General features: G+C 70.0%; 22 protein-coding genes. 14 read left to right on the plus strand and 8 right to left on the minus strand.

Annotated elements, in window-relative coordinates; all coding sequences use genetic code 11:
* Nucleotides 1-28: 28 nt before the first annotated feature.
* Nucleotides 29-2,209: a family 1 glycosylhydrolase gene (locus ACPWT1_RS06095; protein WP_427914496.1), complete on the minus strand. Its 2,181-nt coding sequence runs from the start codon at nt 2,207-2,209 to the stop codon at nt 29-31.
* Nucleotides 2,210-2,222: 13 nt separating this feature from the next.
* On the minus strand, nt 2,223-3,437 hold the full coding sequence (gene glf / locus ACPWT1_RS06100) for a UDP-galactopyranose mutase (RefSeq protein WP_427914497.1): 1,215 nt from the start codon (nt 3,435-3,437) through the stop codon (nt 2,223-2,225).
* A 331-nt stretch (nt 3,438-3,768) separates the two neighbouring features.
* Here glf and ACPWT1_RS06105 point away from each other — a divergent pair, with 331 nt between their 5' ends.
* Together ACPWT1_RS06105 and ACPWT1_RS06110 are read left to right on the plus strand one after the other, a co-directional pair.
* Entirely contained in the window at nt 3,769-6,183 is a 2,415-nt protein-coding gene (locus ACPWT1_RS06105; RefSeq protein WP_427914498.1) for a glycoside hydrolase family 5 protein, read from the plus strand.
* A gap of 118 nt (nt 6,184-6,301) precedes the next feature.
* Nucleotides 6,302-7,777, plus strand: coding sequence for an MFS transporter (locus ACPWT1_RS06110; RefSeq protein WP_427914499.1), 1,476 nt, complete (start codon nt 6,302-6,304; stop codon nt 7,775-7,777).
* Nucleotides 7,778-8,069: 292 nt separating this feature from the next.
* Here the strand turns inward: ACPWT1_RS06110 and ACPWT1_RS06115 are convergent, their stop codons facing one another.
* Both ACPWT1_RS06115 and ACPWT1_RS06120 read right to left on the minus strand, forming a co-directional pair.
* A complete protein-coding gene (locus ACPWT1_RS06115) occupies nt 8,070-10,223 on the minus strand; it encodes a protein-disulfide reductase DsbD family protein (RefSeq protein ID WP_427914500.1) in 2,154 nt (717 codons plus the stop codon).
* 42 nt (nt 10,224-10,265) lie between these two features.
* Nucleotides 10,266-11,006, minus strand: a complete 741-nt coding sequence (locus tag ACPWT1_RS06120; RefSeq protein WP_427914501.1) for an alanyl-tRNA editing protein — start codon at nt 11,004-11,006, stop codon at nt 10,266-10,268.
* Between the two features lie 115 nt (nt 11,007-11,121).
* Here ACPWT1_RS06120 and ACPWT1_RS06125 point away from each other — a divergent pair, with 115 nt between their 5' ends.
* The 12 genes from ACPWT1_RS06125 (at nt 11,122) to ACPWT1_RS06180 (ending at nt 23,532) form a co-directional block, all read left to right on the plus strand.
* Nucleotides 11,122-12,444 (plus strand): PQQ-dependent sugar dehydrogenase, encoded by a 1,323-nt coding sequence (locus ACPWT1_RS06125; RefSeq protein WP_427914502.1) that lies wholly within the window; start codon nt 11,122-11,124, stop codon nt 12,442-12,444.
* 106 nt (nt 12,445-12,550) lie between these two features.
* Entirely contained in the window at nt 12,551-15,163 is a 2,613-nt protein-coding gene (gene mdeB / locus ACPWT1_RS06130; RefSeq protein WP_427914503.1) for an alpha-ketoglutarate dehydrogenase, read from the plus strand.
* Nucleotides 15,164-15,241: 78 nt separating this feature from the next.
* Complete coding sequence (locus ACPWT1_RS06135) at nt 15,242-16,309, plus strand: LacI family DNA-binding transcriptional regulator (RefSeq protein WP_427914504.1); 1,068 nt, start codon at nt 15,242-15,244, stop codon at nt 16,307-16,309.
* 49 nt (nt 16,310-16,358) lie between these two features.
* The gene (locus ACPWT1_RS06140; protein WP_427914505.1) at nt 16,359-17,036 is read left to right on the plus strand and encodes an amino acid ABC transporter permease; all 678 of its coding nucleotides are present in this window, start codon (nt 16,359-16,361) and stop codon (nt 17,034-17,036) included.
* Nucleotides 17,037-17,690, plus strand: a complete 654-nt coding sequence (locus ACPWT1_RS06145; protein WP_427914506.1) for an amino acid ABC transporter permease — start codon at nt 17,037-17,039, stop codon at nt 17,688-17,690.
* Nucleotides 17,691-17,725: 35 nt separating this feature from the next.
* Nucleotides 17,726-18,514: a transporter substrate-binding domain-containing protein gene (locus ACPWT1_RS06150; RefSeq protein ID WP_427914507.1), complete on the plus strand. Its 789-nt coding sequence runs from the start codon at nt 17,726-17,728 to the stop codon at nt 18,512-18,514.
* Nucleotides 18,515-18,534: 20 nt separating this feature from the next.
* The gene (locus ACPWT1_RS06155) at nt 18,535-19,320 is read left to right on the plus strand and encodes an amino acid ABC transporter ATP-binding protein (protein ID WP_427914508.1); all 786 of its coding nucleotides are present in this window, start codon (nt 18,535-18,537) and stop codon (nt 19,318-19,320) included.
* A complete protein-coding gene (locus ACPWT1_RS06160) occupies nt 19,320-20,096 on the plus strand; it encodes a sugar phosphate isomerase/epimerase family protein (RefSeq protein ID WP_427914509.1) in 777 nt (258 codons plus the stop codon). The genes ACPWT1_RS06155 and ACPWT1_RS06160 overlap by 1 nt, the downstream gene beginning before the upstream one ends.
* Nucleotides 20,093-21,037 (plus strand): sugar kinase, encoded by a 945-nt coding sequence (locus tag ACPWT1_RS06165; RefSeq protein ID WP_427914510.1) that lies wholly within the window; start codon nt 20,093-20,095, stop codon nt 21,035-21,037. Before ACPWT1_RS06160 ends, ACPWT1_RS06165 begins: the two co-directional genes overlap by 4 nt.
* Entirely contained in the window at nt 21,034-22,011 is a 978-nt protein-coding gene (locus tag ACPWT1_RS06170) for a 2-hydroxyacid dehydrogenase (protein ID WP_427914511.1), read from the plus strand. Before ACPWT1_RS06165 ends, ACPWT1_RS06170 begins: the two co-directional genes overlap by 4 nt.
* Before the next feature lie 42 nt (nt 22,012-22,053).
* Nucleotides 22,054-22,890 carry a creatininase family protein gene (locus ACPWT1_RS06175; RefSeq protein ID WP_427914512.1) on the plus strand — a complete coding sequence of 279 codons (837 nt, stop codon included), beginning with the start codon at nt 22,054-22,056 and terminating at the stop codon, nt 22,888-22,890.
* Nucleotides 22,891-23,040: 150 nt separating this feature from the next.
* A complete protein-coding gene (locus tag ACPWT1_RS06180; RefSeq protein WP_427914513.1) occupies nt 23,041-23,532 on the plus strand; it encodes a CBS domain-containing protein in 492 nt (163 codons plus the stop codon).
* Nucleotides 23,533-23,542: 10 nt separating this feature from the next.
* Here the strand turns inward: ACPWT1_RS06180 and ACPWT1_RS06185 are convergent, their stop codons facing one another.
* The 4 genes from ACPWT1_RS06185 to ACPWT1_RS06200 form a co-directional block, all read right to left on the minus strand.
* On the minus strand, nt 23,543-24,097 hold the full coding sequence (locus tag ACPWT1_RS06185) for an inorganic diphosphatase (RefSeq protein WP_427914514.1): 555 nt from the start codon (nt 24,095-24,097) through the stop codon (nt 23,543-23,545).
* 91 nt (nt 24,098-24,188) lie between these two features.
* Nucleotides 24,189-24,395 carry a KGG domain-containing protein gene (locus ACPWT1_RS06190; protein ID WP_427914515.1) on the minus strand — a complete coding sequence of 69 codons (207 nt, stop codon included), beginning with the start codon at nt 24,393-24,395 and terminating at the stop codon, nt 24,189-24,191.
* 167 nt (nt 24,396-24,562) lie between these two features.
* The gene (locus ACPWT1_RS06195) at nt 24,563-24,943 is read right to left on the minus strand and encodes a thioredoxin family protein (RefSeq protein ID WP_427914516.1); all 381 of its coding nucleotides are present in this window, start codon (nt 24,941-24,943) and stop codon (nt 24,563-24,565) included.
* A gap of 24 nt (nt 24,944-24,967) precedes the next feature.
* Nucleotides 24,968-25,639: a histidine phosphatase family protein gene (locus tag ACPWT1_RS06200; protein ID WP_427914517.1), complete on the minus strand. Its 672-nt coding sequence runs from the start codon at nt 25,637-25,639 to the stop codon at nt 24,968-24,970.
* Nucleotides 25,640-25,691: the final 52 nt, after the last annotated feature.

The following is a 25,691-nucleotide window of genomic DNA, read 5'->3' on the forward strand; positions in this document are numbered from 1 at the left end:
TGCGGGCCGAAGCCCGCAATGACAGCCCTCAGGCCGGCAGCTCCACCTCGTCGAGATAGCGCTCCAGCCCCGCCTCCAGCGTCGGCATCACCATTCCGCGCTCGCTGTCCAGCGCCGAGTAGCGCGGGCGGCAGGCCACCTGGCCGAGTTCGGCGCCGCTGCGTGCGTGCACCAGCGAGCGGTCCAGTCCCGCGGCTTCCGCTGCCAGCTGCGCCAGCTCGAACCAGCTCACCGCGCCGCGGTTGGCGAGGTGCCACAGGCCGTGCTCGCCATCCACCAGCATGTCCAGCGAGGTCTGCACGAGGTGCGGCACGTAGGTGGGCGACACCCACTGGTCGTGCGCGGCATGCCAGGGCTCCCCGCGCCGCATCGCCGCCAGCGCCTGCGTCACGAAGTTGTGCCTGTCCCATGGGCCGAAGAAGGCCGCCGTGCGCACCATCAGCGTGTCGGGCGCGACCGCCAGGATGCGCTGCTCCGCCTCGGCCTTGGTGCGACCGTAGGCGCACAGCGGCGCGGTGGGATCGGTCTCGACATAGGGCTGCGACTTGCGGCCATCGAACACCAGGTCCGACGAGAAGCTCATGAGCCGCACGCCGCGCTCGGCGCAGGCGCGCGCCAGCACCAGCGGGCCCTCGACGTTCTCGCGCCAGTTGCGAGGATCCGTCTCGGCATCGTCGACGCGCACGTAGCCCGCGGTGTTGACGACGGCCCACGGCTGCCAGCGGTCCAGCGCAGCGGCCACCGACGCCGGATCGGCGATGTCCATGTCCTGCCGGGTGAGCAGCTTGTAGGGCAGCCCGCGCATGTCGCACAGGCGCGCGTATGCACGGCCCAGCGTGCCGGTCGCGCCAGTGATCAGCAGCGGCTTGCCGATGACGGCGTGCGATTCCAGCTCGCCGTGGTGCGGGTAGAGCAGCCGCAGGTCGCGCTGCCACCAGCCCGGCCCCTCGAGGACCGGATGGCTGGGTTTGCGCCCGTGGCCCAGCTCGCGCGCCAGCGTCGCCAGGGCCGTCGGCCGCGGATCGTCGCCGCCGCGCACGTCCCACATCCCGGGCTCGTAGTGCCCCTGCTCCTTCGTGACCAGGCTGTCCCAGTCGAAGGTGCCGAACGCGGCCCACACGGTGAGCGCGCGCACGTCGAGGCCTTCGTCGCGCAGGTGCTGCGCCGAGGTCCAGGCCTGGCCGAGCCAGCGCAGCTGCTCCTCGCGCGTGCAGCCCAGGTGCACCTCGGTGATCGCGACCGGCCGCTCGTAGCGTTCGCAGGCCTCGCGCAACCGCGCCTGGAAGCCGCCGATGTGTGCGCCGAGCACCCGCGCGGTTTCCACGTCGGCATAGGCGTCGCGGCCGTTGCCGCCGCGCAGGTGCTCGGGGTACAGCGTGAGCCGGTCGTCGAGGAAGCGTTCGCTGGTGATGTAGGCGTTGATGCCCAGGATGTCGGGCGGGCAGGGCTCGTCGACCATCGCCAGCAGTTCGTCTTCGCTCGCGCCGTGGTGCCGCAGGTAATTCCACAGCGGATGCTCGCGCGTCACGCGGCCGCACAGCAGGTCGAAGCTGAGCCAGCGCCGGTCGTTCTCGAAGTCGGCCTGGTACTGCAGCCGCGGCGTGGCGACGGTGGTGTAGCCCAGGTCCTCGGTCTGCACCAGCTGCGCCTGCGGGTTCACGCGCCGGATGGCGCGCATCGCCAGCATGGTGCCCTGCACCTCGCCCAGCAGGCAGCGCACGAACTCGCGGTCGCTGCGCCCGTGCGGGTACCAGGTGCCATACAGGCCGGAGAATCGCGCCGTGGTCAGTGGCTCGTTGACGGGCGTGTACGCCGGGATGTCGGGAAAGCGTTCGGCGACGGCGCCGGCGTACTCGGCCAGCAGCTCCGGAAAGCGCTGGTCCACCAGGCTGGTGTGCCGCGGTCCGCTGCCGTGGTGCAGCAGGCCCGCGATCGGCTGCACGCCGAGCGTGCGCAGCCGCTGCAGGCGCTCCTCGGCGCAGCGCCAGTCGGCGCTGGCCGGCCCGTTCGGCGCGGTGCGTTCCCACAGCAGCGGAAAGCGCATGCGGCGGATGCCGAGCGAGGCGAGCCGGTCCAGGTCGTCCAGGCGGCGCTCGAAGCCGCTGTAGCGCATCTGGTCGAGGTAGCGGTCACCAACGCGGTTGACCGTGCATTCCGGCCCCGCCCAGAGCTCGAGCTCCCGCTGGCGCGGGACTGAGTGATCGTTCATGGCGCAGCAGCGGTCAGGCACTCCCGGCCGCGGTGTGCTGCACCGACGCGAGCGCCGCTTCGGCTTCGGCCGTGGCGTGCCTTTCCTGCAGCCGCTTGAACGCGGTAAGCGCCTGCGCCACCACCTGGTCCATGTTGTAGTACTTGTACGTCGCGAGGCGCCCGACGAAGGTGACGTTCTCCATCGCATCGGCCTCGGCCTCGTACTTGCGATAGAGCTCCGCGTTCTCCGGCCGCGGCACCGGGTAGTACGGGTCGCCCTCGGCGCGCGGGTACTCGTAGACCACCGAGGTCGTCGCGTGCTCCTGCCCCGTGATGTGCTTGAACTCGCTGATGCGCGTGTAGCCGTAGTCGTTGGGGTAGTTCACCGTGCCCACGGGCTGGAACTGCTCCTGCTTCACGTTCACGTGCTTGAACTCCAGGCTGCGGTACGGCAGCTTGCCGTACTTGAAGTTGAAGAACGCATCCACCGGGCCGGTGTAGACCATGTGCTTCCATGGCAGCAGGTCGACGATGTCGCGGTAGTCGGTGTTGAGCATCACCTTGATGTTCGGGTGGTCCAGCATCTTCTCGAACATCCGCGTGTAGCCCTGCAGCGGCATGGCCTGGAACGTGTCGGTGAAGTAGCGGTCGTCGCGGTTGGTGCGCGTGGGCACGCGCGCGGTGACGCTGGCATCCAGCTCCGACGGGTCCATGCCCCACTGCTTGCGCGTGTAGCCGCGGAAGAACTTGTTGTACAGCTCGCGGCCGACCTTGTTGACCACCACGTCCTCGGACGTCTTGATGTTCTCCTTCTTCTCGGCCACCGACTCGAAGAACTTCTCCACCTCGAACGAGGTGAGCTTCAGGCCGTACATCTTGTTGACCGTGTCCAGGTTGATCGGGATCGGCAGCAGCTGGCCGTCCACGCTGGCCAGCACGCGGTGCTGGTACGGGCGCCACTCGGTGAACCGCGACAGGTAGTCGAAGATGTCGGCCGAGTTGGTGTGGAAGATGTGCGGACCGTACGGATGGATCAGGACCCCCGCGTCGTCGTGCCGGTCGTACGCGTTGCCGCCGATGTGCGGACGCTTGTCCACGATCAGCACGCGCTGGTTGAGCACGTTGGCCAGGCGCTCGGCGAGCACGCTGCCCGCGAAGCCGGCGCCGACGATCAGATAGTCGAAGCCCCGCTGTCCAGGCACGGCTGCCGTCACGGCCGACTGGAATCCTTCACTGCCTTTGTCCATCGATCCTCCTGAAATGGAATGTCCGTTGCGCGAGCCGCTCGCTCGGCTCAGTGGCAGAGGCAATCGGCGGGCCCGGGTCGGCGTCGAGCTTAGTGAGGATCGCTAGTACGTCACGTAGCAAGAATGACCTGCACGCATGTCAGCGGATGCCGTAGGCGCGCCGCATGCAACGAGGTGTGAGTTGTGCGCAGTGCGGCGTTGCCATGACTCAGCACTTCGCCCATGCACGCCGATGGCTGTGCTTCGCTCCTGGTCGCAAGCACTCGTCCGGGCTAGCCCGCTGCGCACTCGTCCTACCGCCCGCCGAGCTTGGGCAACCTAAGGTGCAGTCGTGACCCGAACGACCGTTGACCTGGCCGTGCGCCGCCGCCTGCTCCTGCAGGCCGCGGCCGCGGCCGCCGTGGCGCCCAGCTTGCAGGGCTGCCTGTGGAACGAGAGCGAGGCCGCGACAGGCCCGACGCCGCCGCCCGTGATCGGCACCAACCTCTCCGGCATGGAGTGGGCGCAGCCCGGCATCCGGCGCGGCGGCAGCACGCAACCCAACCTGCACTACACCGCGCCGCGCCGCGCCGAGATCGCGTGGCTGGCGGCGAACGGGTTCAAGAAGAACCGGTTGCCCGTGCTGTGGGAGTTGCTGCAGCCGGTGCTGTTCGATGCGCGGCCGAATGCGGCGACACGCGCAATGACCGGCGAGCCCGGCGCGTTCGATGCGCTCTATGCGCAGCTGATCACCGAGGTGCTCGACGCGCACGCGGCGGTCGGCGCCACCTGCATCCTGGACCTGCACAACTACGGCCGCTACCGCGATTTCCGCTACACCGCCGACGGCAGCGTGCCCGGCCTGCAGAAGCCGCCGACGCCGCTGCACCGCGCGTACACCGAAGACCCCGGCGGCGTGCAGGAGCGCATCTTCTCGCTGGCGCCCGGCGCGACGCTCACGCAGGCGCACTACGCCGACTTCTGGACCCGCGCGGCGCAGCGCTGGAAGGACCACCCCGGACTGGCAGGCTGGGGCCTGATGAACGAGCCGCACGACATGCCCGCCCGCGGCGGTACCGAACCCACCGAAGGCGGTGGCGAGGACCTGGCGATCTGGCCTGCATACGCGCGCGCCGGCGTCGACGCGATCCGCAAGGTCGATGCGAAACGGCCGATCTACGTCGCCAGCAACCAGTGGAGCGCGGCGATGGCGCTGCCGGACGCCAATCCCGGTTTTCCGCTGCAGGGCGAGAACCTGGTCTACGAAGTGCACCTGTACCTGGACGCGGTGAGCGGCGGCCACGCCTTCGATTACGACAGCGAGGTGCGCAAGGGCTTCAGCGCCGGCGCGGGGCGCCGCTCCATCGACGCCGACACCGGCGTCAAGCGCCTCGAGCCCGCGATCCGCTGGGCGCGCAAGCACAACGCGCGCCTCGCGCTCACCGAGGTCGGCATGCCGGTCGACGACGAGCGCTGGCAGGTGATGTTCCAGAAGACCGTCACCCATGCGCTGCGCAACGGCGTCGAGGTCATGAGCTGGATGGGCGGCAGCCACTGGCCGATCCGCAGCCATGCGATCAACCACGTGCCGGGCTGGTACCAGAACCGCACGATCGAGCCGGCGGTGGCCGGGCCGATGAAGGCCGCGGCGGGCATCGGTCCTGCGGCGCTGTTCGACGAAGGCGCGGGCGTCGCGCAGGGCGGCCAGCCGGTCACGGTGACCGTGGCGATCCGCGGTGCACTGTCGCAGCCGCTGACGGTGAACGTGGCGGCGACCGAAGGCGCACGCCTGTCGAAAGCCAGCGTGACGATCCCGGCCGGCGCCAACACCAGCGACAGCTTCACGGTCGTGCCGGCACCGGACCGCGTGACGACGCTCACCTATTCGGGCGCCAGCGGCATCCAGGTGCCGCCGCCCCGCAAGCTGTACGCGTTCGCCGATCCCGTGAAGCTGGCGGACACCCACCTCGCCGATGCCGCGCTCGCCATCCTGGCCCGCTACGGCGCGAGCAAGTGGGAGATGGCCGATGCGTTCGACGACTACGTGCAGGGCTCGCCCGCGCGCGACGGCGGACCGGTGCGCGCGGTGGCCGACTCGGGGTTCGGCTCCAGCATCGCCAATCCCATGGAGATGCTCAACTTCGCCAACACCGACGACGCGCAGGCAGCGTGGCTGAAGCCACCGCTGCTGCGCGTCGTCAATGGCCGCAAGGTGCTGGACTGCAGCGTGCCGCACAGCACCGGCCTGTGGTGCAAGAAGGCCGCGCCCACGCCCGTGGTCCGGCCCCATCCGAACAGCCGCGTGCCGTATGACCTGCAGGACGAGCATTTCGCGCTGGCGCTGGTCATCGCACCGGCGGCCGGTGCTTCGGGCGTCGTGTTCCAGGCCTCCAAGGCGGAGGATCCGGTCACCAGCGAACTCACGGTGGCCGATGGCCAGCCGCAGGCACGCTGGATCGATGCACGCGGCCAGCAGGTGGTGCTCACGGCGCCCGGGCGGCTCGAGCCCGGTCGACCCACCGTGCTGTCGCTCACCAGCGCGCAGGGGGCGCAGGTGCTGCGCGTCGACGGCGAGCCGGCGGGCCGGGCCAGCGCGAGCTTCGCACCGTCGGCCTTCGCGCAGCTGCTGATCGGCGCGGGATTCCTCAGCTACTACCCGCGCGAGGGCTTCCGAGGCCACATCGTCGCTGCCATCGCGGGCCGCGGCCGGCCCAGCGACGCCGAGCTCGCGGTGCTGCACCGTTACCTGCGTTCACTTGCTGCGTGAGCCGCCGGGCCGCTCCCAAGGCTCACAGCACCGCAGCCCGCAGGGCGGTGGTTTTCGATTGAGCATTCGCGGCCCGCGCTGACACCGGCCGCACGGCAGGCTTGGTAGAAACCCCGCGATGCTCGAACCTGTCGAGACCGTCACACCGCAGGCCCTCGCGGCCGGCGAGCGAGCGCTGGTGCGCGACCTTGCGTGGGCCAGCATGTCGGGCGCGTTCAGCGGCGGCGTGATCCTGGTCGCCTTCGCACTCTCGCTCGGCGCCACGCCCGTCATGGTCGGCGTGCTGGCCGCCATTCCCTACCTCACGCAGGCCTCGCAACTGCCCGCCACGCTGCTCGTGGAGCGCGTGCGGCAGCGGCGCAAGATCGGCGTGTTCGCGATCACCGCGATGCGCGTGCTGATCCTGTCGATGGCCGCCCTGCCGTTCCTGCCGCATGGGATGGCGCTCACCTTCCTGGTCGGGTCGCAGGTGGTGATCGCCGCGCTGAACGCGATCGGCGCCTGCGCCGTGAACTCGTGGCTGCACCAGCTGATTCCGCACGAGAAGCTCGGTCACTTCTTCTCCCGTCGCCTCTTCTCCGGCACGACGCTGGCCTGCCTGGGCACGCTGGCCGCCGGTGCGCTGGTCGATCACTTTCCGCCGCACCGCACGGTGCAGGCCTATGCGCTGTCGTTCGCGCTGGCGGGGCTCACCGGCTTCGTCAGCTCGTTCTACCTGGGCCGCGCGCCGGAGCCGGTGATGCATGCGGCCGGACCCTCGGTGTCGATGCGCCAGCGCCTGCGCGGGCCGTTCCGCGACGCCAACTTCCGCGCGCTGCTGATGTTCCTGGGGGCGTGGATCGTCGCGTCCAACCTCGCCGCGCCCTTCATCACGGTGTACCTGATGGAGCAGCGCGGCTACGCGGTCGGCACCGTCACGAGCCTGTGGGTGACCAGCCAGCTGGCCAATGCGCTCACGCTGTACCTGTGGGGGCGGCTGTCGGACCGGCTGTCCAACAAGGGCGTGCTGGCGGTGGTGCTGCCGGTGTATTTCCTCTGCGTGCTCGCGCTGTGCTTCGTCGACGAGAGTTTCGACCCGCACTGGCAGCTGGGCTCGCTGTACGTGATCCATTTCCTGATGGGTGTCGCCACGGGGGGCATCGGCCTTGCGACCGGCAACCTGGGCCTCAAGCTGGCGCCGCAGGGCGAGGGCACCGTGTACCTGGCGGCCATCGGCCTCGTGTCCGCCGTCGCGGGCGGCACGGCGCCGATCGTGGCCGGCGCGCTGGCGCAGGCGTTTCAGGCCAGCCAGCTGTCGGCGGTGGTGCGCTTCACTTCGCCGGCCAGCCAGCATGAGATGGCGCTGGTGAGCTTCGCGCACTGGGAGTTCCTGTTCGCCATCTCCGCCATGGCCGGCTTCTACGTGCTGCATGCGCTGTCGCGCGTGCGCGAGGGCCGCGAGGTGAGCGAGCGCCAGGTGGTGCAGCAGTTCGCGCTGGAGGCCTGGCGGTCGGTGAACAACCTCTCGTCGACGGCGTTCGGGGCGATGTTCCCGTTCGAGCGGCTGTCGGAGCGTCGGAAGTGGTGGCGGGCGAGGGAGTCGCGCGGGCGGTGAGTTGCCGGGCGGCTCGGCGGGGTGAGGCTTTGGGGGTGCGCGGCAGGCGGTATCTGGCAGGGCCTCATACGGTGAGAGTCGCTTCGCCGAAGCTCGCTCCCGTCACCCAAATCGGCCCTGCCAGATACCGCCTGCCGCGTACCGGCACCGTGCGTGTTCGGAGAGGGCATTCAGTGCCCCGAGGGTGTCATCCGGTTTGACCTACGACCCAGCATGTGGGCGCCTTGGATTCCCGCGTTCGCGGGAATGACGGGACTCCGGAGAAGAGCAGAGCGGCGCCTGCCGCGCCCCCTCAGAGCTTGGCGACGACGCCTCGCACTTCAGCCACGCTGAGCAGCTCCGACAGCACCACCGGCGCGCTCCCCTGGCGGTACATCACGTACACCGGCACGCCGTTGCGGCCGAGCGAGGCCAGGGCGGCGCTGATGGCCGGGTCGCGGCGGGTCCAGTCGGCGCGCAGCAGGGCGACCTTGCGCTGGCGCAAGTCCGACAGCACCTGCTCGTTCGACAGCGTGGTCTTTTTGTTCACCTGGCAGGTGACGCACCAGGCCGCGGTGAAGTCGACGAAGACCGGCTGCCCCGCGGCGACGAGCTGCTGCACCTTGGCCTGCGACCAGGGTTGCCACTCGCCCTCGGCCTTCGCGGCCTGCTGCGACGGCGCGGCCGACGCGAGGTGCGGGCCGACGGTCCAGGCGACGGCGGCGAGCGCGAGGGTGGCGACCGTGCCGAGCACCACGCGCGTGCGGCCGCGCAGCGTGAGGGTCCACACCAGCAGGCTCACGGCCACCAGCAGCACCAGCAGCGCGCCGGCACCGTCGATGCCGCTCTGCTGGCCCAGCACCCACACCAGCCAGGCCACGGTGGCGAACATCGGGAATGCCATCAGGCGGCGGAAGACGTCCATCCACGGACCGGGACGCGGCAGCCAGCGGCCCACCGCAGGCACGGCGCTGGCAGCGAGATAAGGCAGCGCCATGCCGACGCCAAGGATGCCGAACACCAGCAGTGCCTCCACCGCTGGCAGCGTGGCGGCCAGGCCCAGCGAGGCGCCCATGAACGGCGCCGTGCAGGGCGACGCGATGGCGACGGCCAGCACGCCGGAGACGAAGGCATTGCGCACCGGGTGGCGCAGCTGCACGGAGGCGATCGACGAGGGCAGCACGCCGCCCACCTCGAAGACGCCGGCGAGGTTCAGCGCGATCAGCGTGAAGAGCACGGCCAGCACCGCCACCACCAGCGGCGACTGCAGCTGGAAGCCCCACCCGAGCTGCTCCCCCGCCGCGCGCAGGGCCAGCATCGCGGCGCCCAGCGCGAGGAACGACAGCACCACGCCGGCGGTGTAGGCCAGGCCGTCGGCGCGGCGCGCGCGCGCATCCTGCGCATGCGAAGCGAAGCCCACCAGCTTGATCGCCAGCACGGGGAACACGCAGGGCATGAGGTTGAGGATCAGGCCGCCCAGCAATGCGCCGAGCAGCGCGGCCATGAGGCCGACCCGGGACGACGCGGGGACGCTGGCCGTCGCATTGCTGCGCAGCGCCTCGTCCAGCGCCGGCGACACGCCCGTGGGTGCGGCCGCCACCGGCGGCCAGGTGCCGGCGACCTTGAGGGTCGCGCGCCAGCCCTGCTTGCCATCCGCGACCACGACCGGCAACTGCGTCGGACTCGTGCTGCGCAGCCCGGAGAGCGGGACATGCGCGGTCCACACCGCGCCCTTCCAGGCCTGGGTCCACGCGCCGGCAGGTTCGACGATCTCGGGCGTCTCCGGGAAGAACGCCAGCTCCTTGCCGCGCTCGGCGACCGGCAGGCCCTGCACCTCGATGTCGAGGCCATTGCCCGCGATGCGCGCCACGCTGTCCGGGATCGCGGCCGTGCCTTCAGGCACGTTGCGCGGCGCCGCCGCGAACGCGTCCGCGAAGGCCTGGCCGTGCATGGCGGTGGTGCTCTGCGCGGGGATCTTCAGCGCGAACTCGCCGTCCTCCGGGATGCACTCCTTCTTGCACACCAGCCATGTGGCCTTGAGCTTCACCGTGAGATCGCTCGCCAGCAGCGAAGGCTTGAAGTCGGGCCCGATCGTCAGCGGCACCGGCAGCAGCACGGTGCCTTCGTAGCCGTAATTGGCCAGCGTGCCGACCGGGATCTTGTGCGGCACCGGCCAGGCGATGTCGCCCGCGGTCACGCCCGCCGGCAGCGTCCATTCCAGCTGCGTGGCAAGGCCGGAGTCGCCCGGATTCTTCCAGTAGGTGTGCCACTCGGGCTGGTGCGCCAATTGCAGGCCCACCCAGACCTGCTTGCCGGGCGCGACGCCGTCGGGCGCATGCGCCAGCAGCTCGGCGCGCACGCGCTCGGTGGTGACCACGGCGCCCGGGCCGGTGGACAGCTGGGCGTGCGCTGCCAGCGACGAGGCCAGCAGCAGGAAGAGGGCGAACGAGCGCAGGACGGAGGACATGTGCAGGGTGCGAGCCGTGTGGGGCCGGACGAGTTCCGCCGTTCAGGCGAAGCCCAGCACCACGCGTCGGGTGGTGGCCGATTTCTTCTCGATCTTGGTGACCACCACCGCGCCGATCTCGGACGTGTTGGCCACGTGGGTGCCGCCGCAGGGCTGGTAGTCGATGGGGGCGTCGGCGCCGATGCGGATGGTGCGGATCCGGCCGGTGCCGCGTGGCGGCTGCACCGACATGCTGCGCACTAGCGCCGGGTTGGCGTCGAGCTCGGCGTCGGTGATCGCACCGACGGCGACCGGGTGCGCCGCGGCCACCAGCGCCGCGATGCCCGCGGTGAGGGCTTCCTTGTCGAGCGGATCGGTCATGTGGAAGTCCAGCCGCGCGTAGTCGGGCGTGATCGAACAGCCGTTCACCGGCTGCGGCACCAGGTGGCACAGCAGGTGGGTGGTCGTGTGGAAGCGCATCAGCTTGTGGCGGCGCTCCCAGTCGATGCGGGCCGTGACACGCTGGCCCGGCTGCAGCGTGGCCAGCAGGTCGTCCTGTCCCGGCGCGGGCACGTGCAGGATGGCGTCCGTAGGGCGGCCCTCGGCGTCCTTGGCCTTGCGCGTGTCGGCGATGGCGAGCTGGCGACCGTCCGCCAGCTGCAGCGTGCCGCTGTCGCCAGCCTGGCCGCCGCCCACCGGATAGAACACCGTGCGGTCCAGCACGACGCCCTCCGGCGCGACGGAGCGCACCGTGGCGTCGCACTCGCGCAGGTAGCCGTCCTCGCGGAACAGGTCTTGGGTCATCCCGCCATTTTCGGCGATGCCGGAAATCCCCTGCCTGGCTCGACATCGAGCGGCTGCGGCGAGGATGCGCTACGGGCCTACAGTCCGGCGAGCCCGCGCAGCCGACAGTGGCGGCATGAAGAACAACAAGCTGTCTGCCACCCTGCCTCTGCTGCTGGCCGCGGGGCTGGTCAGTGCCTGCGCCGCCGTCGCCGCAGCCGGCGACGAGAACGTGGGCGTCGGCCCCAACCCGCAGCTGCCGGCCCCGGACAAGTCGCTGGTGCCCACCGTCGACATCGCGCCGGCGATCGGCTGGCCGCAGGGCGGCAAGCCCAAGCCAGCAGCCGGCTTCCAGGTGACGGCCCTGGCGACCGGCCTGGACCATCCGCGCTGGCTGACGGTGCTGCCCAATGGCGACGTGCTGGTCGCCGAGACCAACGCGCCACCCAAGCCCCAGGACGCCAAGGGCATCAAGGGCAAGGTGATGAAACTGGTGCAGAAGCGCGCCGGCGCAGCGCCGCCCAGCGACAACCGCCTCACGCTGCTGCGCGACACCAACGGCGACGGCGTCGCCGACGTGCGCCAGGTGTTCGCGCAAGGCTTGCACTCGCCGTACGGCATGGCGCTGGTGGGCAACGAGCTGTACATCGCCGACACCGATGCGGTGCTCAAGGTGCCCTACCAGGCAGGGCAGCCCAAGGCGGCGGGCGAGCCCGTGAAGGTCACCGACCTGCCGGCCGGCGAGATCAACCACCACTGGACCAAGAACGTGATCGCGAGTCCCGACGGGGCGAAGCTGTACGTGACCGTCGGCTCCAACAGCAACGTGGCCGAGAACGGCATCGAGGCGGAGGAAGGCCGCGCCGCGATCTGGGAGGTCGACCGCGCGACAGGCAAGAAGCGCCTCTTTGCCACCGGACTTCGCAACCCGAACGGGCTGGCCTGGGAGCCGCAGACCAAGGCGCTGTGGACCGTGGTCAACGAGCGCGACGAACTCGGCAACGACCTCGTGCCCGACTACCTCACCAGCGTCAAGGACGGTGCCTTCTACGGTTGGCCGTACAGCTACTGGGGCAACCACGTCGACGACCGCGTGAAGCCGCCACGCCCCGACATGGTGGCCAAGGCGACGGTGCCCGATTACGGCCTGGGCTCGCACCGCGCGCCGCTGGGGCTGGCGTTCGCCGACGGCAAGCTGCAGGGCGAGTTCGCCAATGGCGCCTTCATCGGCGAGCACGGCTCGTGGAACCGCAAGCCGCGCGTGGGCTACAAGGTGGTGTTCGTGCCGTTCCAGGGCGGCAAGCCTTCGGGGCCGCCGGTGGACTTCCTCACCGGTTTCGTCAACGACGACGGCAAGGCGATGGGCCGGCCGGTCGGTGTGGCGATCGACAAGACCGGTGCGGTGCTCGTGGCCGATGACGTCGGCAACACGGTCTGGCGGGTGGCGCCAGTGCGCTGATCTCACGTGCGGACCTGGGGGGCCCGATGCCCCTGCCGCCCGGGTCGATACGGGGAGCTCGGCGATGGGAGCTGGGCCAGAATCGGCGGTCCACTCCGGCACGACCATGACCGACCAGAGCATCACCCGCTTCCTGCTGTCCCCCGGCACCGACACCGACCCGGCGGAGACCGCCGAATGGCGTGAAGCGCTCTCGGCGCTGATTGCCAGCGAAGGTCCGGAGCGCGCCCGCTTCATCCTCGACCAGCTGGCCGCGATGGCACGCGCGCCGCAGGTGGGCTGGTCGCCGGAGCTGGTCACGCCCTACGTGAACACGGTGCCCGTCGAGCAGCAGCCGCCGTTTCCGGGCGACCTCGCAATCGAGGAACGCCTGGCTTCGCTGATGCGGTGGAACGCGCTGGCGATGGTGGTCCGCGCCAACGGCGCCTATGGCGAGCTCGGCGGCCACATCGCCAGTTACGCCAGCGCGGCCGACCTGTTCGAGGTCGGCTTCAACCACTTCTTCCACGCGCGCAACGAGCAGCAGGGCGGCGACCTGGTGTTCTTCCAGCCGCACAGCGCGCCGGGCGTGTACGCGCGGGCGTTCCTCGAAGGGCGGCTCTCGGAGGCCGACCTCGCGCACTACCGCCAGGAGATCACCGCGCCTCAGGTGAACGCGCGTGGTCTCTCCAGTTATCCGCATCCCTGGCTGATGCCGGACTTCTGGCAGTTCCCGACGGGATCCATGGGCATCGGGCCGATCAGCTCGATCTACCACGCGCGCTTCATGCGCTACCTCACGCACCGGCACCTGCTCGATTGCAGCAGCCGCAAGGTGTGGGGCGTGTTCGGCGACGGCGAGATGGACGAGCCCGAGAGCATGAGCGCGCTCACGCTGGCGTCGCGCGAGAAGCTGGACAACCTCGTGTGGGTGGTCAACTGCAACCTGCAGCGGCTCGATGGCCCCGTGCGCGGCAACGGCCGCATCGTCGACGAACTGGAGAAGCTGTTCCGCGGCGCGGGGTGGCACGTGATCAAGCTGCTGTGGGGCAGCGACTGGGATGGCCTGTTCGCGCGCGACCTCACCGACGCCCTCGTCCAGGTGTTCGCGCGCACCGTCGACGGCCAGATGCAGACCTTCGCGGCCAAGGACGGCCGCTTCAACCGCGAGCACTTCTTCAACCAGAACGAGGCCCTGGCGCGACTCGCGCAGGGCATGACCGACGAGCAGATCGATCGCCTGAAGCGCGGCGGCCATGACCTGGTGAAGATCCACGCCGCCTACCACGTGGCCGCGCACCACCACGGCCAGCCGGTGGTGATCCTCGCCCACACCAAGAAGGGCTATGGCATGGGCACGGCCGGCCAGGGCCGCATGACCACGCACAGCCAGAAGAAGCTGGACGAGGCGGCGCTGCTGGAATTCCGCAACCGCTTCAACCTGCCGATCTCCGACGAGCAGGCGAAGACCCTCGCGTTCTTCAAGCCCGCCGAGGACAGCGCGGAGATGCGTTACCTGCACGAGCGGCGCGCCGCGCTGGGCGGCTACATGCCCAAGCGCGAGACCAAGGCGCCGGTGCTGCCGGTGCCGCCGCTCGCGTCGTATGCGCAGTTCGCGGTGCAAGCGGCCGGCAAGGAGATGTCGACCACGATGGCGTTCGTGCGACTGCTGGGCAACCTGCTGAAGGACAAGGACCTGGGCCCGCGCATCGTGCCGATCGTGGCCGACGAGGCGCGCACCTTCGGCATGGCCAACCTGTTCAAGCAGGTGGGCATCTACTCCAGCGCGGGGCAGCTGTACGACCCCGAGGACATCGGCTCGGTGCTCTCGTACCGCGAGGCGCTCGACGGCCAGATCCTGGAAGAGGGCATCAGCGAGGCCGGCGCCATCGCCAGCTGGACCGCCGCGGCCACCAGCTACAGCGTGCATGGCGTGCCCATGCTGCCGTTCTACATCTACTACTCGATGTTCGGCTTCCAGCGCGTGGGCGACGCGATCTGGGCCGCCGCCGACCAGCGCGCGCGGGGCTTCCTGCTGGGCGCCACGTCAGGCCGAACGACCCTGGGTGGCGAGGGCCTGCAGCACCAGGACGGCAGCAGCCACCTGGTGGCCGCGACCATCCCGAACTGCAAGGCCTACGACCCGGCCTTCGCGGGCGAGCTGGCGGTGATCATCGACCACGGCATGCGCGAGATGCTGGTGGACCAGCAGGACTGGTTCTACTACCTCACGCTGATGAACGAGAACTACGCCCAGCCGGACCTGCCGGAGGGCGCGGCGCACGGCGTGGTGCGTGGCGGATACCGGTTCGCCACGTTCGGAGAGAGCGTGCCGCAGGTCACGCTGCTCGGCTCGGGTGCCATCCTCACCGAGGTGCTGAAGGCCGCGCAGCAGCTGGCCGCGCAAGGCATCGCGAGCGAGGTGTTCAGCATCACCAGCTGGAGCGAACTCGCGCGCGACGGCCTGCATTGCGAGCAGCGCGCGTTGCGCGGCGAGGCACACACCACGCCCTGGCTGCACGAGATGCTGGCGGGCGCAAAAGGACCGATCGTCGCAGCGACCGACTACGTTCGGGCCGTGCCGGAGTCGATCCGCGCCTTCCTGCCCGCCGGGCGCCGCTACCTCACCCTCGGAACGGACGGCTTCGGCCGCAGCGACACGCGCGCCGCACTGCGTGGCTTCTTCGGTGTCGACGCAGCGCACATTGCGAGGGCGGCATCGCACCTGCTGCGCGGGTGACGCCAGCGGCCTGGGAAGGTCCGCAGGTGCGGTGAGCGGGCCCGGAGGTACCATCGGCTGAAACTGGTTTCAGCCGCCATGCCCGCCAAGTCCCAGCGCGCCGCCACCGCCCCCGCGGGCCCGCGCCGCACCATCTCCGACGTCGCGCAGCATGCGGGCGTCTCCAAGGCCACGGTCTCGCGCTTCCTGAACCGGCGCGACGAGCTGCTCACGCCCGAGATCGCGCGCCGTGTCGAGTCGTCCATCGCGGCGCTCGGCTACTCGCCCAGCCCGATGGCCCAGGCCCTTAAGCGCGGACGCTCGCGCCTGATCGGCCTGGTGGTCGCCGACGTCGCCAATCCCTTCTCGGTGGCCGTGCTGCGCGGTGCCGAAAAGGCATGCCAGGACGCCGGCTACCTGCTGATGCTGTTCAACCTGGGCGACGAACCTCGGCGCGAGCGCGAGGCGATCGAGGCGCTGGTCGCCTACCAGGTCGACGGCCTGATCCTCAACACGCTCGGCCGTGACGAGGCGGCCGTCGCGGCGGCGGCGCGCAGTGGGCGGCCGGTGGTGCTGGTCGATCGCCGGCACCGCGACATGCAGGCCGACTTCGTCTCGCTCGACAACGCCGGCGCGGTGCAGCTCGCGGTCGAGCACCTCATCGACGCCGGCTGGAACGACCTGCTGTACGTGAGCGAACCGGTGCGCGGCGTCAGCTCGCGCCAGGAGCGCGAGGTGGCGTTCCGCAACCTGGTGGCGCGGCGGCGCGGGGTGCGCGGTGGCGTGCACGAGTCCACCGGTGACGAGGCGGACCTGCGTGCGGCGGTGCAGGCGTTGCACAAGGCCGGCCGCAGGCCCGCGATCCTGGCGGCCAATGCCGTGGTCACCTTGCGTGTGGCCGCCGCGGTGGCTGCCCAGGGCTGGCAGTTCGGACACGACTTCGGGTTCGTCGGCGTCGACGAGACGGAATGGGCGCCGTTGGTGGGACCGGGGCTCACCACGGTCGCGCAGCCCACGGACGCGCTGGGGCGGCTGGCGACGGCGTGCCTGCTCGAGCGCCTGCAGGGCCTGGCCGTGCCGCCGCGCCAGATCCTGCTGCCGGGCCAGCTGGTGGCCCGCGCCTCATCGGCCGCGCCGGCGTCGGTAGTTTCCACGATGAAATCCTGAAACCGGTTTCTGTACACTCGCCTTCCAACGGCGCGCCGAGGCACAGCCCTTGTCCCTCAACTATTCATTCCAGTTCGACGCGGTCTTCGATGCGTGGCCACTGCTGCTGCGTGGCACCTGGATCACGATCCAGCTGTCGTTGACGGCGACGGCGCTGGGCCTCATCGTGGCCATCATCGGCGCGTGGGCCAAGACCTCCGGCCCGAAGCCGCTGCGCATGCTGGTCAATGCGTACATCGAGCTGGTGCGCAACACGCCGTTCCTGGTCCAGCTGTTCTTCTTCTTCTTCGCCCTGCCGGCGCTCGGCCTGCGCTGGTCGGCCTACGCGGCCGCGCTGGTGGCGATGGTGGTCAACCTGGGCGCGTATGCGACCGAGATCATCCGGGTCGGCATCGAGTCGATCCCGCGCGGGCAGGTCGAGGCCGGCTTGGCGCTCAACCTCAAGCGGCACCAGGTGTTCCGCCACGTCATCCTGAAGCCGGCGCTGAAGGCGATCTACCCGGCGCTCACCAGCCAGTTCATCCTGTTGATGCTCAGCTCGGCGGTGGTGTCGGCGATCTCGGCCGACGACCTCACCTCGGTCGCGGCCAACCTGCAGTCGCAGACCTTCCGCAGCTTCGAGATCTACATCGTGGTGGCCGGCATCTACCTGGCGCTGGCCCTTGCGTTCTCGTTCCTGTTCCGGGCCATCTACCGGTTCGCCCTCGACTACCCGGACCGCCGCTGAATGCGCACCTTCGGCACCCCCGAGTTCCTGTTCATCCTGGCCGCGGCGCGCTGGACCATCGCGCTGTCGCTGATCGCCTTCCTCGGCGGTGCGGTGGGTGGGCTGATCGTCGCGCTGGCCCGCACCAGCGAGAGCGCGGCAGCCCGCGCGGTGTCCACCGCCTTCGTCCAGGTTTTCCAGGGCACGCCGCTGCTGCTGCAGCTGTTCCTGGTGTTCTTCGGTGCGCCGGTGCTGGGCTGGGACATCAATCCGTGGATCGCGGCCGGCGTCGCGCTCGTGCTCAACACCAGCGCGTTCCTGGGCGAGATCTGGCGCGGCTGCATCCAGGCGATCCCGCGCGGCCAGTGGGAAGCGGCCGATGCGCTGGGCCTGCACTACGTCGACCGCATGCGCGACGTGGTGCTGCCCCAGGCGTTCAAGATCGCGCTGCCGCCCACCGTTGGCTACATGGTCCAGGTGATCAAGGGCACCTCGCTCGCGGCCATCATCGGCTTCACCGAGATCACCCGCGCCGGGCAGATCATCAACAATGCCACGTTCCAGCCGTTGATCGTGTTCGGCGTCGTGGCTGCCGTCTATTTCGCCCTGTGCTGGCCGCTGTCGCTGCTGGCCGGGTGGATGGAACGCCGCCAGGCGGCGGCACTGGCCCGCTGAGGCGGGCGCTTCACTTTCTTCCACAGGAGACCTCCATGCATCACTTCTCGCGTCGCGCGTTCGCCGCCTTCGCCCTCGCAGCCGGCTTGGCTGCCACCGCCGCATCCGCGTTCGCGCAGGCGCCCGAGGACCTGAAGAAGAAGGGCGAGGTCAACGTCGGCCTGCTGGTGGACTTCCCGCCCTACGGCACCACCAACGCGCAGAACCAGCCCGACGGCTACGACGCCGACGTCGCGAAGCTGCTGGGCAAGGAGTGGGGCGTGAAGGTGAACCTGGTGCCGGTGACCGGCCCGAACCGCATCCCGTTCCTGCTGACCAACAAGGTCGACATGCTGATCGCCTCGCTGGCCATCACGCCCGAGCGTGCCAAGCAGGTGCAGTTCTCCAAGCCGTACTCGGCCGCCACGATCGTGCTGCTGGGCCCGAAGAAGTCCAACATCAAGGCCGCCCCGGACCTGAAGTCGGTCCGCGTGGGCGTGGCCCGGGCCAGCACCCAGGACGTCGCGCTGACCGCGATCGCGCCGCAGGGCACCGAGATCCGCCGCTTCGACGACGACGCGTCCGCGATGCAGGCCCTGATCGCCGGCCAGGTCGACGCCATCGGCTGCTCCACCACCGTGGCCGCGCAGATCGACAAGCGCAAGCCGGGCGAGTTCGAGCCCAAGTTCGTGCTGAAGCAGCAGGAGATGGCCGTCGCCATTCGCCCGGGCCAGGACGCGCTGCTGAAGTCGGTCAACGAGTTCGTCACCAAGAACACGGCCAACGGCGAGCTGAACAAGCTGTACCGCAAGTGGCTGGAGACCGACCTGCCCAAGATGCAGTAAGGCGAGCGCGCGGGAATAGCATGGACCACCAGCTTCAGGCCGGCGCCGAACCCATCATCCGCCTCGAAGGGGTGGAGAAGTGGTACGGCAAGTTCAAGGTGCTGGACGGCATCGACCTGAAGGTCGCGCCCGGCGAGCGCATCGTGATCTGCGGGCCCTCGGGCTCGGGAAAGTCCACGCTGATCCGCTGCATCAATGCGCTGGAAACCGTGCAGAAGGGACAGGTCGTCGTCGACGGCATCGACCTCACGGCCGGCAAGCGCAATGTCGACAGGGTGCGCGCCGAAGTCGGCATGGTCTTCCAGCAGTTCAACCTGTTCCCGCACCTCACCATCCTGCAGAACTGCACGCTGGCGCCGATGCGCACGCGCGGCGTCAAGCGCGACGAGGCCGAAGCCACGGCGATGAAGTACCTCACGCGGGTGCGCATCCCGGAGCAGGCCAACAAGTACCCGAGCCAGCTCTCGGGCGGCCAGCAGCAGCGCGTGGCGATCGCGCGCGCGCTGTGCATGACGCCGCGCATCATGCTGTTCGACGAGCCCACATCGGCGCTCGATCCGGAGATGGTGAAGGAAGTGCTGGACACGATGATCGGCCTGGCGGAAGAGGGCATGACCATGCTGTGCGTCACGCACGAGATGGGCTTCGCGCGCAGCGTGGCCGATCGCGTGATCTTCATGGCCGACGGCCGCATCGTCGAACAGGCGCCCCCGCAGGAGTTCTTCACCCGGCCGCAGCACGAGAAGACGCGCCAGTTCCTGGGCCAGATCCTCAGCTCGCACCACCACCATCCACAGGCGGCGTGATGCAGCAGGTCCTCATCTCCCTCGGCGCGTTCGGCGCGGCCGAGGTGCGGCGGCACGGGCAGCAGTGGTTCTCGCAGCTGGCCCATGAAGCCGGCGCCGATGGCGTCGAGGTGCGTGGCGAGCTGCTGCGCGATGCATCGAGTGAACTGCCCGCCATCGCGCGTGTGGCCCGCGAGCGTTCACTGGCCCTCGTCTACTCCAGCCCCGAGGGGGTGTGGCAAGCCGATGGCAAGCTGGACACGGCGGCGCTGGATCGCGCGCTGGACGCTGCGCGGCAGCTCGGTGCACCGCGCCTCAAGATGTCGATCGGCGGCTTCGGGCGCGACTCTGCGGGCAGCTTCGCCGCCCTCGCGCAAGCCGTGCGCGCCGCGGGCGTCGAGCTCGTGATCGAGAACGACCAGACCGTCGCGGCCGGCACCATCGCGCCGCTGCAAACCTTCTTCACTCAGGCGAACGCTGCCGGCGTCCGGCTGGGCATGACCTTTGACATGGGCAATTGGCACTGGACGGGCGAGTGCCCGCTCGAAGCCGCGCACAGCTTCGCGGACCGCGTCGCCTACGTGCATTGCAAGGGCGTGCAACGCCAGCCGCATCGCTGGGTGGCAGTACCGCTGGCGGACTCGGCGGCGCCCTGGCGCACGATCCTGCGCGCGATGCCGCGCAGCGTGCCGTGGGCGATCGAATACCCGCTCCAGGGCGACGACCTCGTGGCCGTCACCCGCGAGCAGGTGCGCAGCCTGCGCGAGATCGCCGCGACGCTGGGAGCCGCGAAATGAGCAGTACCGGGCATGACGTCGTCCTGTTCGGCGAGATGATGCAGATGATGGTGGCCGACCGGCCGGGCCCGCTCGAGACCATCGGCACCTTCCACAAGCGCACCGCGGGCGCCGAGACCAACGTCGCCATTGGCCTGGCCCGCGCCGGCCTGCGCGTGGGTTGGGCCAGCCGGCTCGGCAGCGATTCGATGGCGCGCTACCTGCTGGGCGAGATGCGGCGCGAGGGCGTCGACTGCTCGCGCGTCGTGTGCGATCCGACGCAGCGCACCGGCTTCCTGTTCAAGGGCCGCGTCACGGCCGGCGACCCGCCGATCGAGTACCACCGCAAGGGCTCGGCGGCCAGCCACTTCGCGCCGGACGACATCGACGTCGAGTGGCTCACCGCCGCGCGGCTGCTGCACGTCACGGGCGTGTTCCCCGCCATCTCCGCCAGCGCGCTGGCCACCATGCAAAACGCCGTCGGGATCGTCCGCGCCGCGGGCGGCACGATCTCGTTCGACCCCAACCTGCGACCCACGCTGTGGGAGTCGCCCGAGACCATGCGGCGCGAGCTGAACGCACTGGCGTTCCAGGCGCACTGGGTGCTGCCCGGCCTGGAAGAAGGTCGCTTCCTCACCGGCGAGCAGACCCCCGAGGGCATCGCGGCCTTCTACCGCGCGCAGGGTGCGCCGTTCGTGGCCGTGAAGCTCGGCGCCGAGGGCGCCTACTTCGACAGCACGATCGCCAGCGGCTACGTGCCCGCGTTCCCGGTCACCGAGGTGGTCGACACCGTGGGTGCCGGCGACGGCTTCGCCGTCGGCGTCATCAGCGCGCTGCTCGATGGCCGCACGGTCACCGAAGCGGTGCGGCGTGGCGCCTGGATCGGTGCCCGCGCGGTGCAGGTGCTCGGCGACACCGAAGGCCTGCCGACGCGGGCGCAGCTGCAGGAGGCCGGCCTGTGAGCGGTGCACGGCGCCAGGTGCTGGTGTTCCGCGAGCTGCCGGACGACCAGCTCGCCCGCATCACCGCGCAGCATGCGGTGACGGTCGCCAACCCGCGTCAGGGCGCCGCGCAGAAGGCCGCCTTCGAGGCGGCACTGCCGCGGGCCGAAGGCCTGATCGGCTCCAGCTACGCGATCACGCCCGCGCTGCTGGATGCGGCGCCGCGGCTGCAGGTGATCTCCACGATTTCGGTTGGCGTCGACAACTATCCGATCGCCGAGCTGCGCCAGCGCCGCATCGTGCTGTGCCACACGCCCGGCGTGCTCACCGAGACGACCGCCGACACCGTGTTCGCGCTGGTGATGGCCACCAGCCGGCGCCTGGTCGAACTGGCGAACCTCGTGCGCGACGGCCAGTGGACCCGCAACATCGGCGAGGACCTGTTCGGCTGGGACGTGCACGGCAAGACGCTGGGCATCCTCGGCTTCGGCCGAATCGGCCAGGCCGTCGCGCGCCGCGCCGCGCTGGGCTTCCGCATGCCGGTGAAGTACCACGGCCCGCGCCCGGTCGACTTGCCCGAGCTGCGCGGCCACGCGGTGCATGCGCCACTCGACGAGGTGCTCGCCGGCAGCGACATCGTGGTGGCCACGCTGCCGCTGAACGACGCGACGCGCGGCCTAATGGGGCCGCGTGAGTTCGGGCTGATGAAGCGCGACGCGATCTTCGTCAACGGTGGCCGCGGGGCCACGGTGCAGGAAGCGGCGCTGCTGCAGGCGCTGGACAGCGGCCACCTGCGCGCCGCCGGGCTGGACGTGTTCGCCACCGAACCGCTGCCCGCCGACTCGCCGCTGCGTCGCCATCCGCGCGTGACGGCCCTGCCGCACATCGGCTCGGCCACGCACGAGACGCGCCATGCGATGGCCGAACTGGCGACGACCAACCTGCTGGTTGCGCTGGCGGGAGACGTGCCTCCCGCGGTGTACGCGGGCCACTGAACGCGCCGCCGCGCAGGGGGCTGCGCGACCATAATGCCGCGCATGGCACTCCGTTCGCGCTTCTGGGCCGACCTCTCCACGCTGGACTTCGCGCGCCTGCAGGCCAGTGGCACGGCGTCGCAGGTCGTCGCCGTGCTGCCGGTGGCGGCGATCGAGCAGCATGGTCCGCACCTGCCGGTGAGCGTGGACCAGACGCTGGTCGACGGCATCGTCATCCACAGCGTGCAGCACCTGCCGGCCGAGCTGCCGGTGCTGTTCCTGCCCACGCAGCAGGTCGGCAAGAGCAACGAGCACCAGCGCTTCCCCGGCACGCTCACGCTCTCGGCCGAGACGCTGATCCGGCTGTGGACCGAGATCGGCGAATCGGTGGCGCGCGCAGGCATCCGCAAGCTGGTGCTGTTCAACTCGCACGGCGGCCAGGTGAGCGTGATGGACATCGTGGCGCGCGACCTGCGCACCCGCTGCGACCTGCTGGTGTATTCGGTCAACTGGTTCAACCTGCCGCTGGGGGACGAGGTCGACGGCCAGTTCACGCGCGAGGAACACCGCTTCGGCATCCATGCGGGCGACATCGAGACATCGATGATGCTGGCGTTGCGGCCGCAGTTCGTCGACATGGCGCAGGCGCGCGACTTCAGGTCGACGTCGCAGGACCGCGCGGCGGCCTACCCCATCCTCGGCAACGGCCGCAGTGCCAAGCTCGGCTGGCAGATGCAGGACTACAACCCGCAGGGCGCCGCAGGCAATGCGTCGCTGGCCACGGCGGACAAGGGGCGCGCGGTGGTCGATGCCGCCGCCCGGCAACTCGCGCTGCTGCTGCAGGAAGTGGCGCGGCTGCCGCTCACCACGCTGGTCGAGAAGCCACAACTGCCCGGCTGAAGCGCCAGCATCGCGCAGCTGGACCGGCTGCAATCCCGCCGTCATTCGCGTCCTACGGTCGCTTGCGAGGCCGCCGATGGTGCGTGCCGTTCACGGTCCTAGAGTGGTCGCAAGGCCGGCGCCGCGCCGGCACGACCAAGGAGCGACTCGATGGCAACCGTGGCAGAAGTGATGACCAGCGACGTGCGCAGCATGTCGCCGCAGCAGACGCTGGCTGAAGCAGCCAGGCTGATGGACGCATTGAACGTGGGCGTGGTCCCCGTGTGCGAAGGCGATCGGCTGGTGGGCATGGTCACCGATCGCGACATCGTCGTGCGCGGCATCGCGCGCGATCTCGACCCGAAGGCGTGCAAGCTGGTCGACGTCATGAGCGGGCACGTGCGCACCGCGCGTCCCGACGACGATGTCGACGAGGTGCTGGGCGAGATGGCCAACGCGCAGATCCGGCGCATGGCGGTGGTGGACGCGAACGACAGGCTGGTGGGCATCCTGTCCATCGGCGACATCGCGGCCAAGAGTCCGGAGGACGAAGGGGACGTGGCGCTGTCGCTGGGCGACATCTCGTCGCCCGCGGAGCCGGATCGCTCGGGCGAGCCGCAAGCGCAGTCGCAGTCGCAATCGCAATCGCAATCCCAGTCGTGACGGCCGGCGGCTAGCCCTTCGCGGCGCGCGCATACGCGCTGCGGCCCTCTTCGAGCAGGCGCTTCGCCTCGGCCGCTCCCTCGCGGCCGAGCGGTTCGAAGCGCACGTCCTTCTGCGCGTTGTAGAACACGAAGAAGCGCTCGATCTCGTCGAGCACGGACGGCGTCACGTCCGCCATCTTCTTCCAGTGCGCATAGCGATGGCTGTTGCGCGCGACGGCGAGCAGCCGGTCATTGCGCTCGGCCTTGCCGCCGGACGCGGGCTTCTGCCGCGCGAGGATCACGCCGACCACGCGGCAGGGCACCACGGTTCCGGGCGGCGCCGGTTCGTCCATGAACAGCAGCACGTCGAGCGGGTCTCCGTCCTGACCCTGCGTGGAGGGGACGAAGCCGAAGTCGTACGGGAAGGCCGTGCCCAGTGGCAGCACCGCGTGCAGTTCCATGGCGCCGAGCGCCGGCTGCCATTTGAGCTTGTTGCGGCTGCCTGCCGGCGCCTCGATGACCGCGCGCCAGTTGCCCTCGTCGTCGCGCGCTGGCAGTGCGTGCAGCGCAGGTGGCGCTGTCATGAAGGGACCTGCATCTCAAATGGCAAGGCCGCCCGAAGGCGGCCTCGCGTTGCAGCAGATGCGGGACCGCGCAGGTCCCGCGCGCGACGCTTCACTGCGCCTTCTTGCGATTCTGGCTGCGAGCCTGGCCACCCTTGCGCCCAGCCTCGCGGGCTTCCTCCGACGTGAACTCGTGGGCCGTGCCCTTCTCGTGTGCTGCCTTGCCGCCCTCGCTGGCGATCTGGCGCTGGCGCTCCGGATCCATCGAGGCGAATCCTCGGTTCGACTTGCCCTGGTTGCCTTGATTGTTCGATGCCATCTGGGTACTCCTAAAAAGCTTGGATGGAAGATGCATGGCGGCGCCTTGGCGCCGACCATGGGAGGCATTGGGAGGGCAACGCAGAGAAGCGCTCGTCAGGGCTCGGTGCTGAGCGCTGTAGGAAAGGGCCTTGCTGGGTTACATCCAGACAACGCCTGTATCCGCTGCTATTTTTTCGAGAGCACGAGCGTGTCGAGTCTCGCGAGCAATGCACCCGCTTCGGGGGCTGTCGCACGCTCTGTTGCAGGTGAGGAAATCAGGCTGTCGAGCAGCCGCGCGACTTGCGTGGACGACGGTTGGACGGGTCCGAAGAAGCGCGCGCGCGATCCGTGCGCGACAAGCAGCGAGGGGAAGGTCTCGATGTCGACGTCGCCCATCGCGTCGGCCTCGTCCTCGACATCGACCCAGGCGAACTGCACCTGCGGATGCGTCGCGGCGAGCTGCTCGAACACCGGCGTCCACTCGCGGCACACGCCGCACCAGGCGGCACAGAGGCAGATCACGCGCCATCCGTCGGCGCCCTGCTGGCTCGGCAGTGAGGTCTCCATCGCCGCCAGTTTACGCAAGCAAGCTCAGGCGTACGTCACCGATGCGCGAAGACCCGGTGCATCCAGGTGCGGCAAGGTGTTGAACGTCACGAGCGAGAGGCGCTTGGGGTTGAAGGCGAACTCGGTGACCGACGTGTTGCGCAGGCGCAGGTTCAGCTCGATGCTCGCGGCGGGCGCGGCACCCAGGACCTGCGCGACCGCAGTGGAAATCGGGCCGCCGCTGCTGACGACCAGCACGCGTCGGCCGAAGTGGTTGGCCCGCACGTGGTCCAGCGCGCCGACGACGCCGCTCACGAAGTCGGGATACGAGGGCATGCGTTCCGGTTGCGTGCGGCCCTCCATCCAGGCCGCGAGCCCTTCGCGCAGCAGGCGGAAGTGCTGGCGCACCAGCTCCGGCGTGTCGGGCCGCACCAGGGGCTGCGGATGGATCGCGGCGATCACGGCCTCGCTGTCGTATTCATTCAGGCCGGCCCAGGGCAGGTGCTCGTCCTGGTGGCGCATGCCCTGCAGGATGCCGGCCAGCGTCTGCTTGTGGCGCCGCAGCGTCCCTGCGATCAGCGCGTCGAACGTGATGCCCTGCTGCGCGAAGTACTCGCCGAGGAGCTCGCACTGGCGCAGGCCGAGCGCGCTCAACTGGTCGTAGTCGTCCGCGCCCAGCGAGGCCTGCCCGTGGCGCACGAGATAGAGCGTTCCCATGCCGCCATTGTCGCGAGCGCTGCCGCGGGCCCTGGTCCCATGAGCGACTGTC

This window comes from Ramlibacter sp. MMS24-I3-19, assembly GCF_050320135.1.
Classification (GTDB): Bacteria; Pseudomonadota; Gammaproteobacteria; order Burkholderiales; family Burkholderiaceae_C; genus Ramlibacter.

Excerpts from the sequence above, each read along its gene's own strand:
- ACPWT1_RS06095 (WP_427914496.1), bottom strand. The coding sequence starts at position 2,209 with ATGAACGATCACTCAGTCCCGCGCCAGCGGGAGCTCGAGCTCTGGGCG.
- glf (WP_427914497.1), bottom strand. The coding sequence starts at position 3,437 with ATGGACAAAGGCAGTGAAGGATTCCAGTCGGCCGTGACGGCAGCCGTG.
- ACPWT1_RS06110 (WP_427914499.1), top strand. The coding sequence starts at position 6,302 with ATGCTCGAACCTGTCGAGACCGTCACACCGCAGGCCCTCGCGGCCGGC.
- ACPWT1_RS06115 (WP_427914500.1), bottom strand. The coding sequence starts at position 10,223 with ATGTCCTCCGTCCTGCGCTCGTTCGCCCTCTTCCTGCTGCTGGCCTCG.
- ACPWT1_RS06120 (WP_427914501.1), bottom strand. The coding sequence starts at position 11,006 with ATGACCCAAGACCTGTTCCGCGAGGACGGCTACCTGCGCGAGTGCGAC.
- ACPWT1_RS06125 (WP_427914502.1), top strand. The coding sequence starts at position 11,122 with ATGAAGAACAACAAGCTGTCTGCCACCCTGCCTCTGCTGCTGGCCGCG.
- mdeB (WP_427914503.1), top strand. The coding sequence starts at position 12,551 with ATGACCGACCAGAGCATCACCCGCTTCCTGCTGTCCCCCGGCACCGAC.
- ACPWT1_RS06135 (WP_427914504.1), top strand. The coding sequence starts at position 15,242 with ATGCCCGCCAAGTCCCAGCGCGCCGCCACCGCCCCCGCGGGCCCGCGC.
- ACPWT1_RS06145 (WP_427914506.1), top strand. The coding sequence starts at position 17,037 with ATGCGCACCTTCGGCACCCCCGAGTTCCTGTTCATCCTGGCCGCGGCG.
- ACPWT1_RS06150 (WP_427914507.1), top strand. The coding sequence starts at position 17,726 with ATGCATCACTTCTCGCGTCGCGCGTTCGCCGCCTTCGCCCTCGCAGCC.
- ACPWT1_RS06155 (WP_427914508.1), top strand. The coding sequence starts at position 18,535 with ATGGACCACCAGCTTCAGGCCGGCGCCGAACCCATCATCCGCCTCGAA.
- ACPWT1_RS06160 (WP_427914509.1), top strand. The coding sequence starts at position 19,320 with ATGCAGCAGGTCCTCATCTCCCTCGGCGCGTTCGGCGCGGCCGAGGTG.
- ACPWT1_RS06165 (WP_427914510.1), top strand. The coding sequence starts at position 20,093 with ATGAGCAGTACCGGGCATGACGTCGTCCTGTTCGGCGAGATGATGCAG.
- ACPWT1_RS06175 (WP_427914512.1), top strand. The coding sequence starts at position 22,054 with ATGGCACTCCGTTCGCGCTTCTGGGCCGACCTCTCCACGCTGGACTTC.
- ACPWT1_RS06180 (WP_427914513.1), top strand. The coding sequence starts at position 23,041 with ATGGCAACCGTGGCAGAAGTGATGACCAGCGACGTGCGCAGCATGTCG.
- ACPWT1_RS06185 (WP_427914514.1), bottom strand. The coding sequence starts at position 24,097 with ATGACAGCGCCACCTGCGCTGCACGCACTGCCAGCGCGCGACGACGAG.
- ACPWT1_RS06190 (WP_427914515.1), bottom strand. The coding sequence starts at position 24,395 with ATGGCATCGAACAATCAAGGCAACCAGGGCAAGTCGAACCGAGGATTC.
- ACPWT1_RS06195 (WP_427914516.1), bottom strand. The coding sequence starts at position 24,943 with ATGGAGACCTCACTGCCGAGCCAGCAGGGCGCCGACGGATGGCGCGTG.
- ACPWT1_RS06200 (WP_427914517.1), bottom strand. The coding sequence starts at position 25,639 with ATGGGAACGCTCTATCTCGTGCGCCACGGGCAGGCCTCGCTGGGCGCG.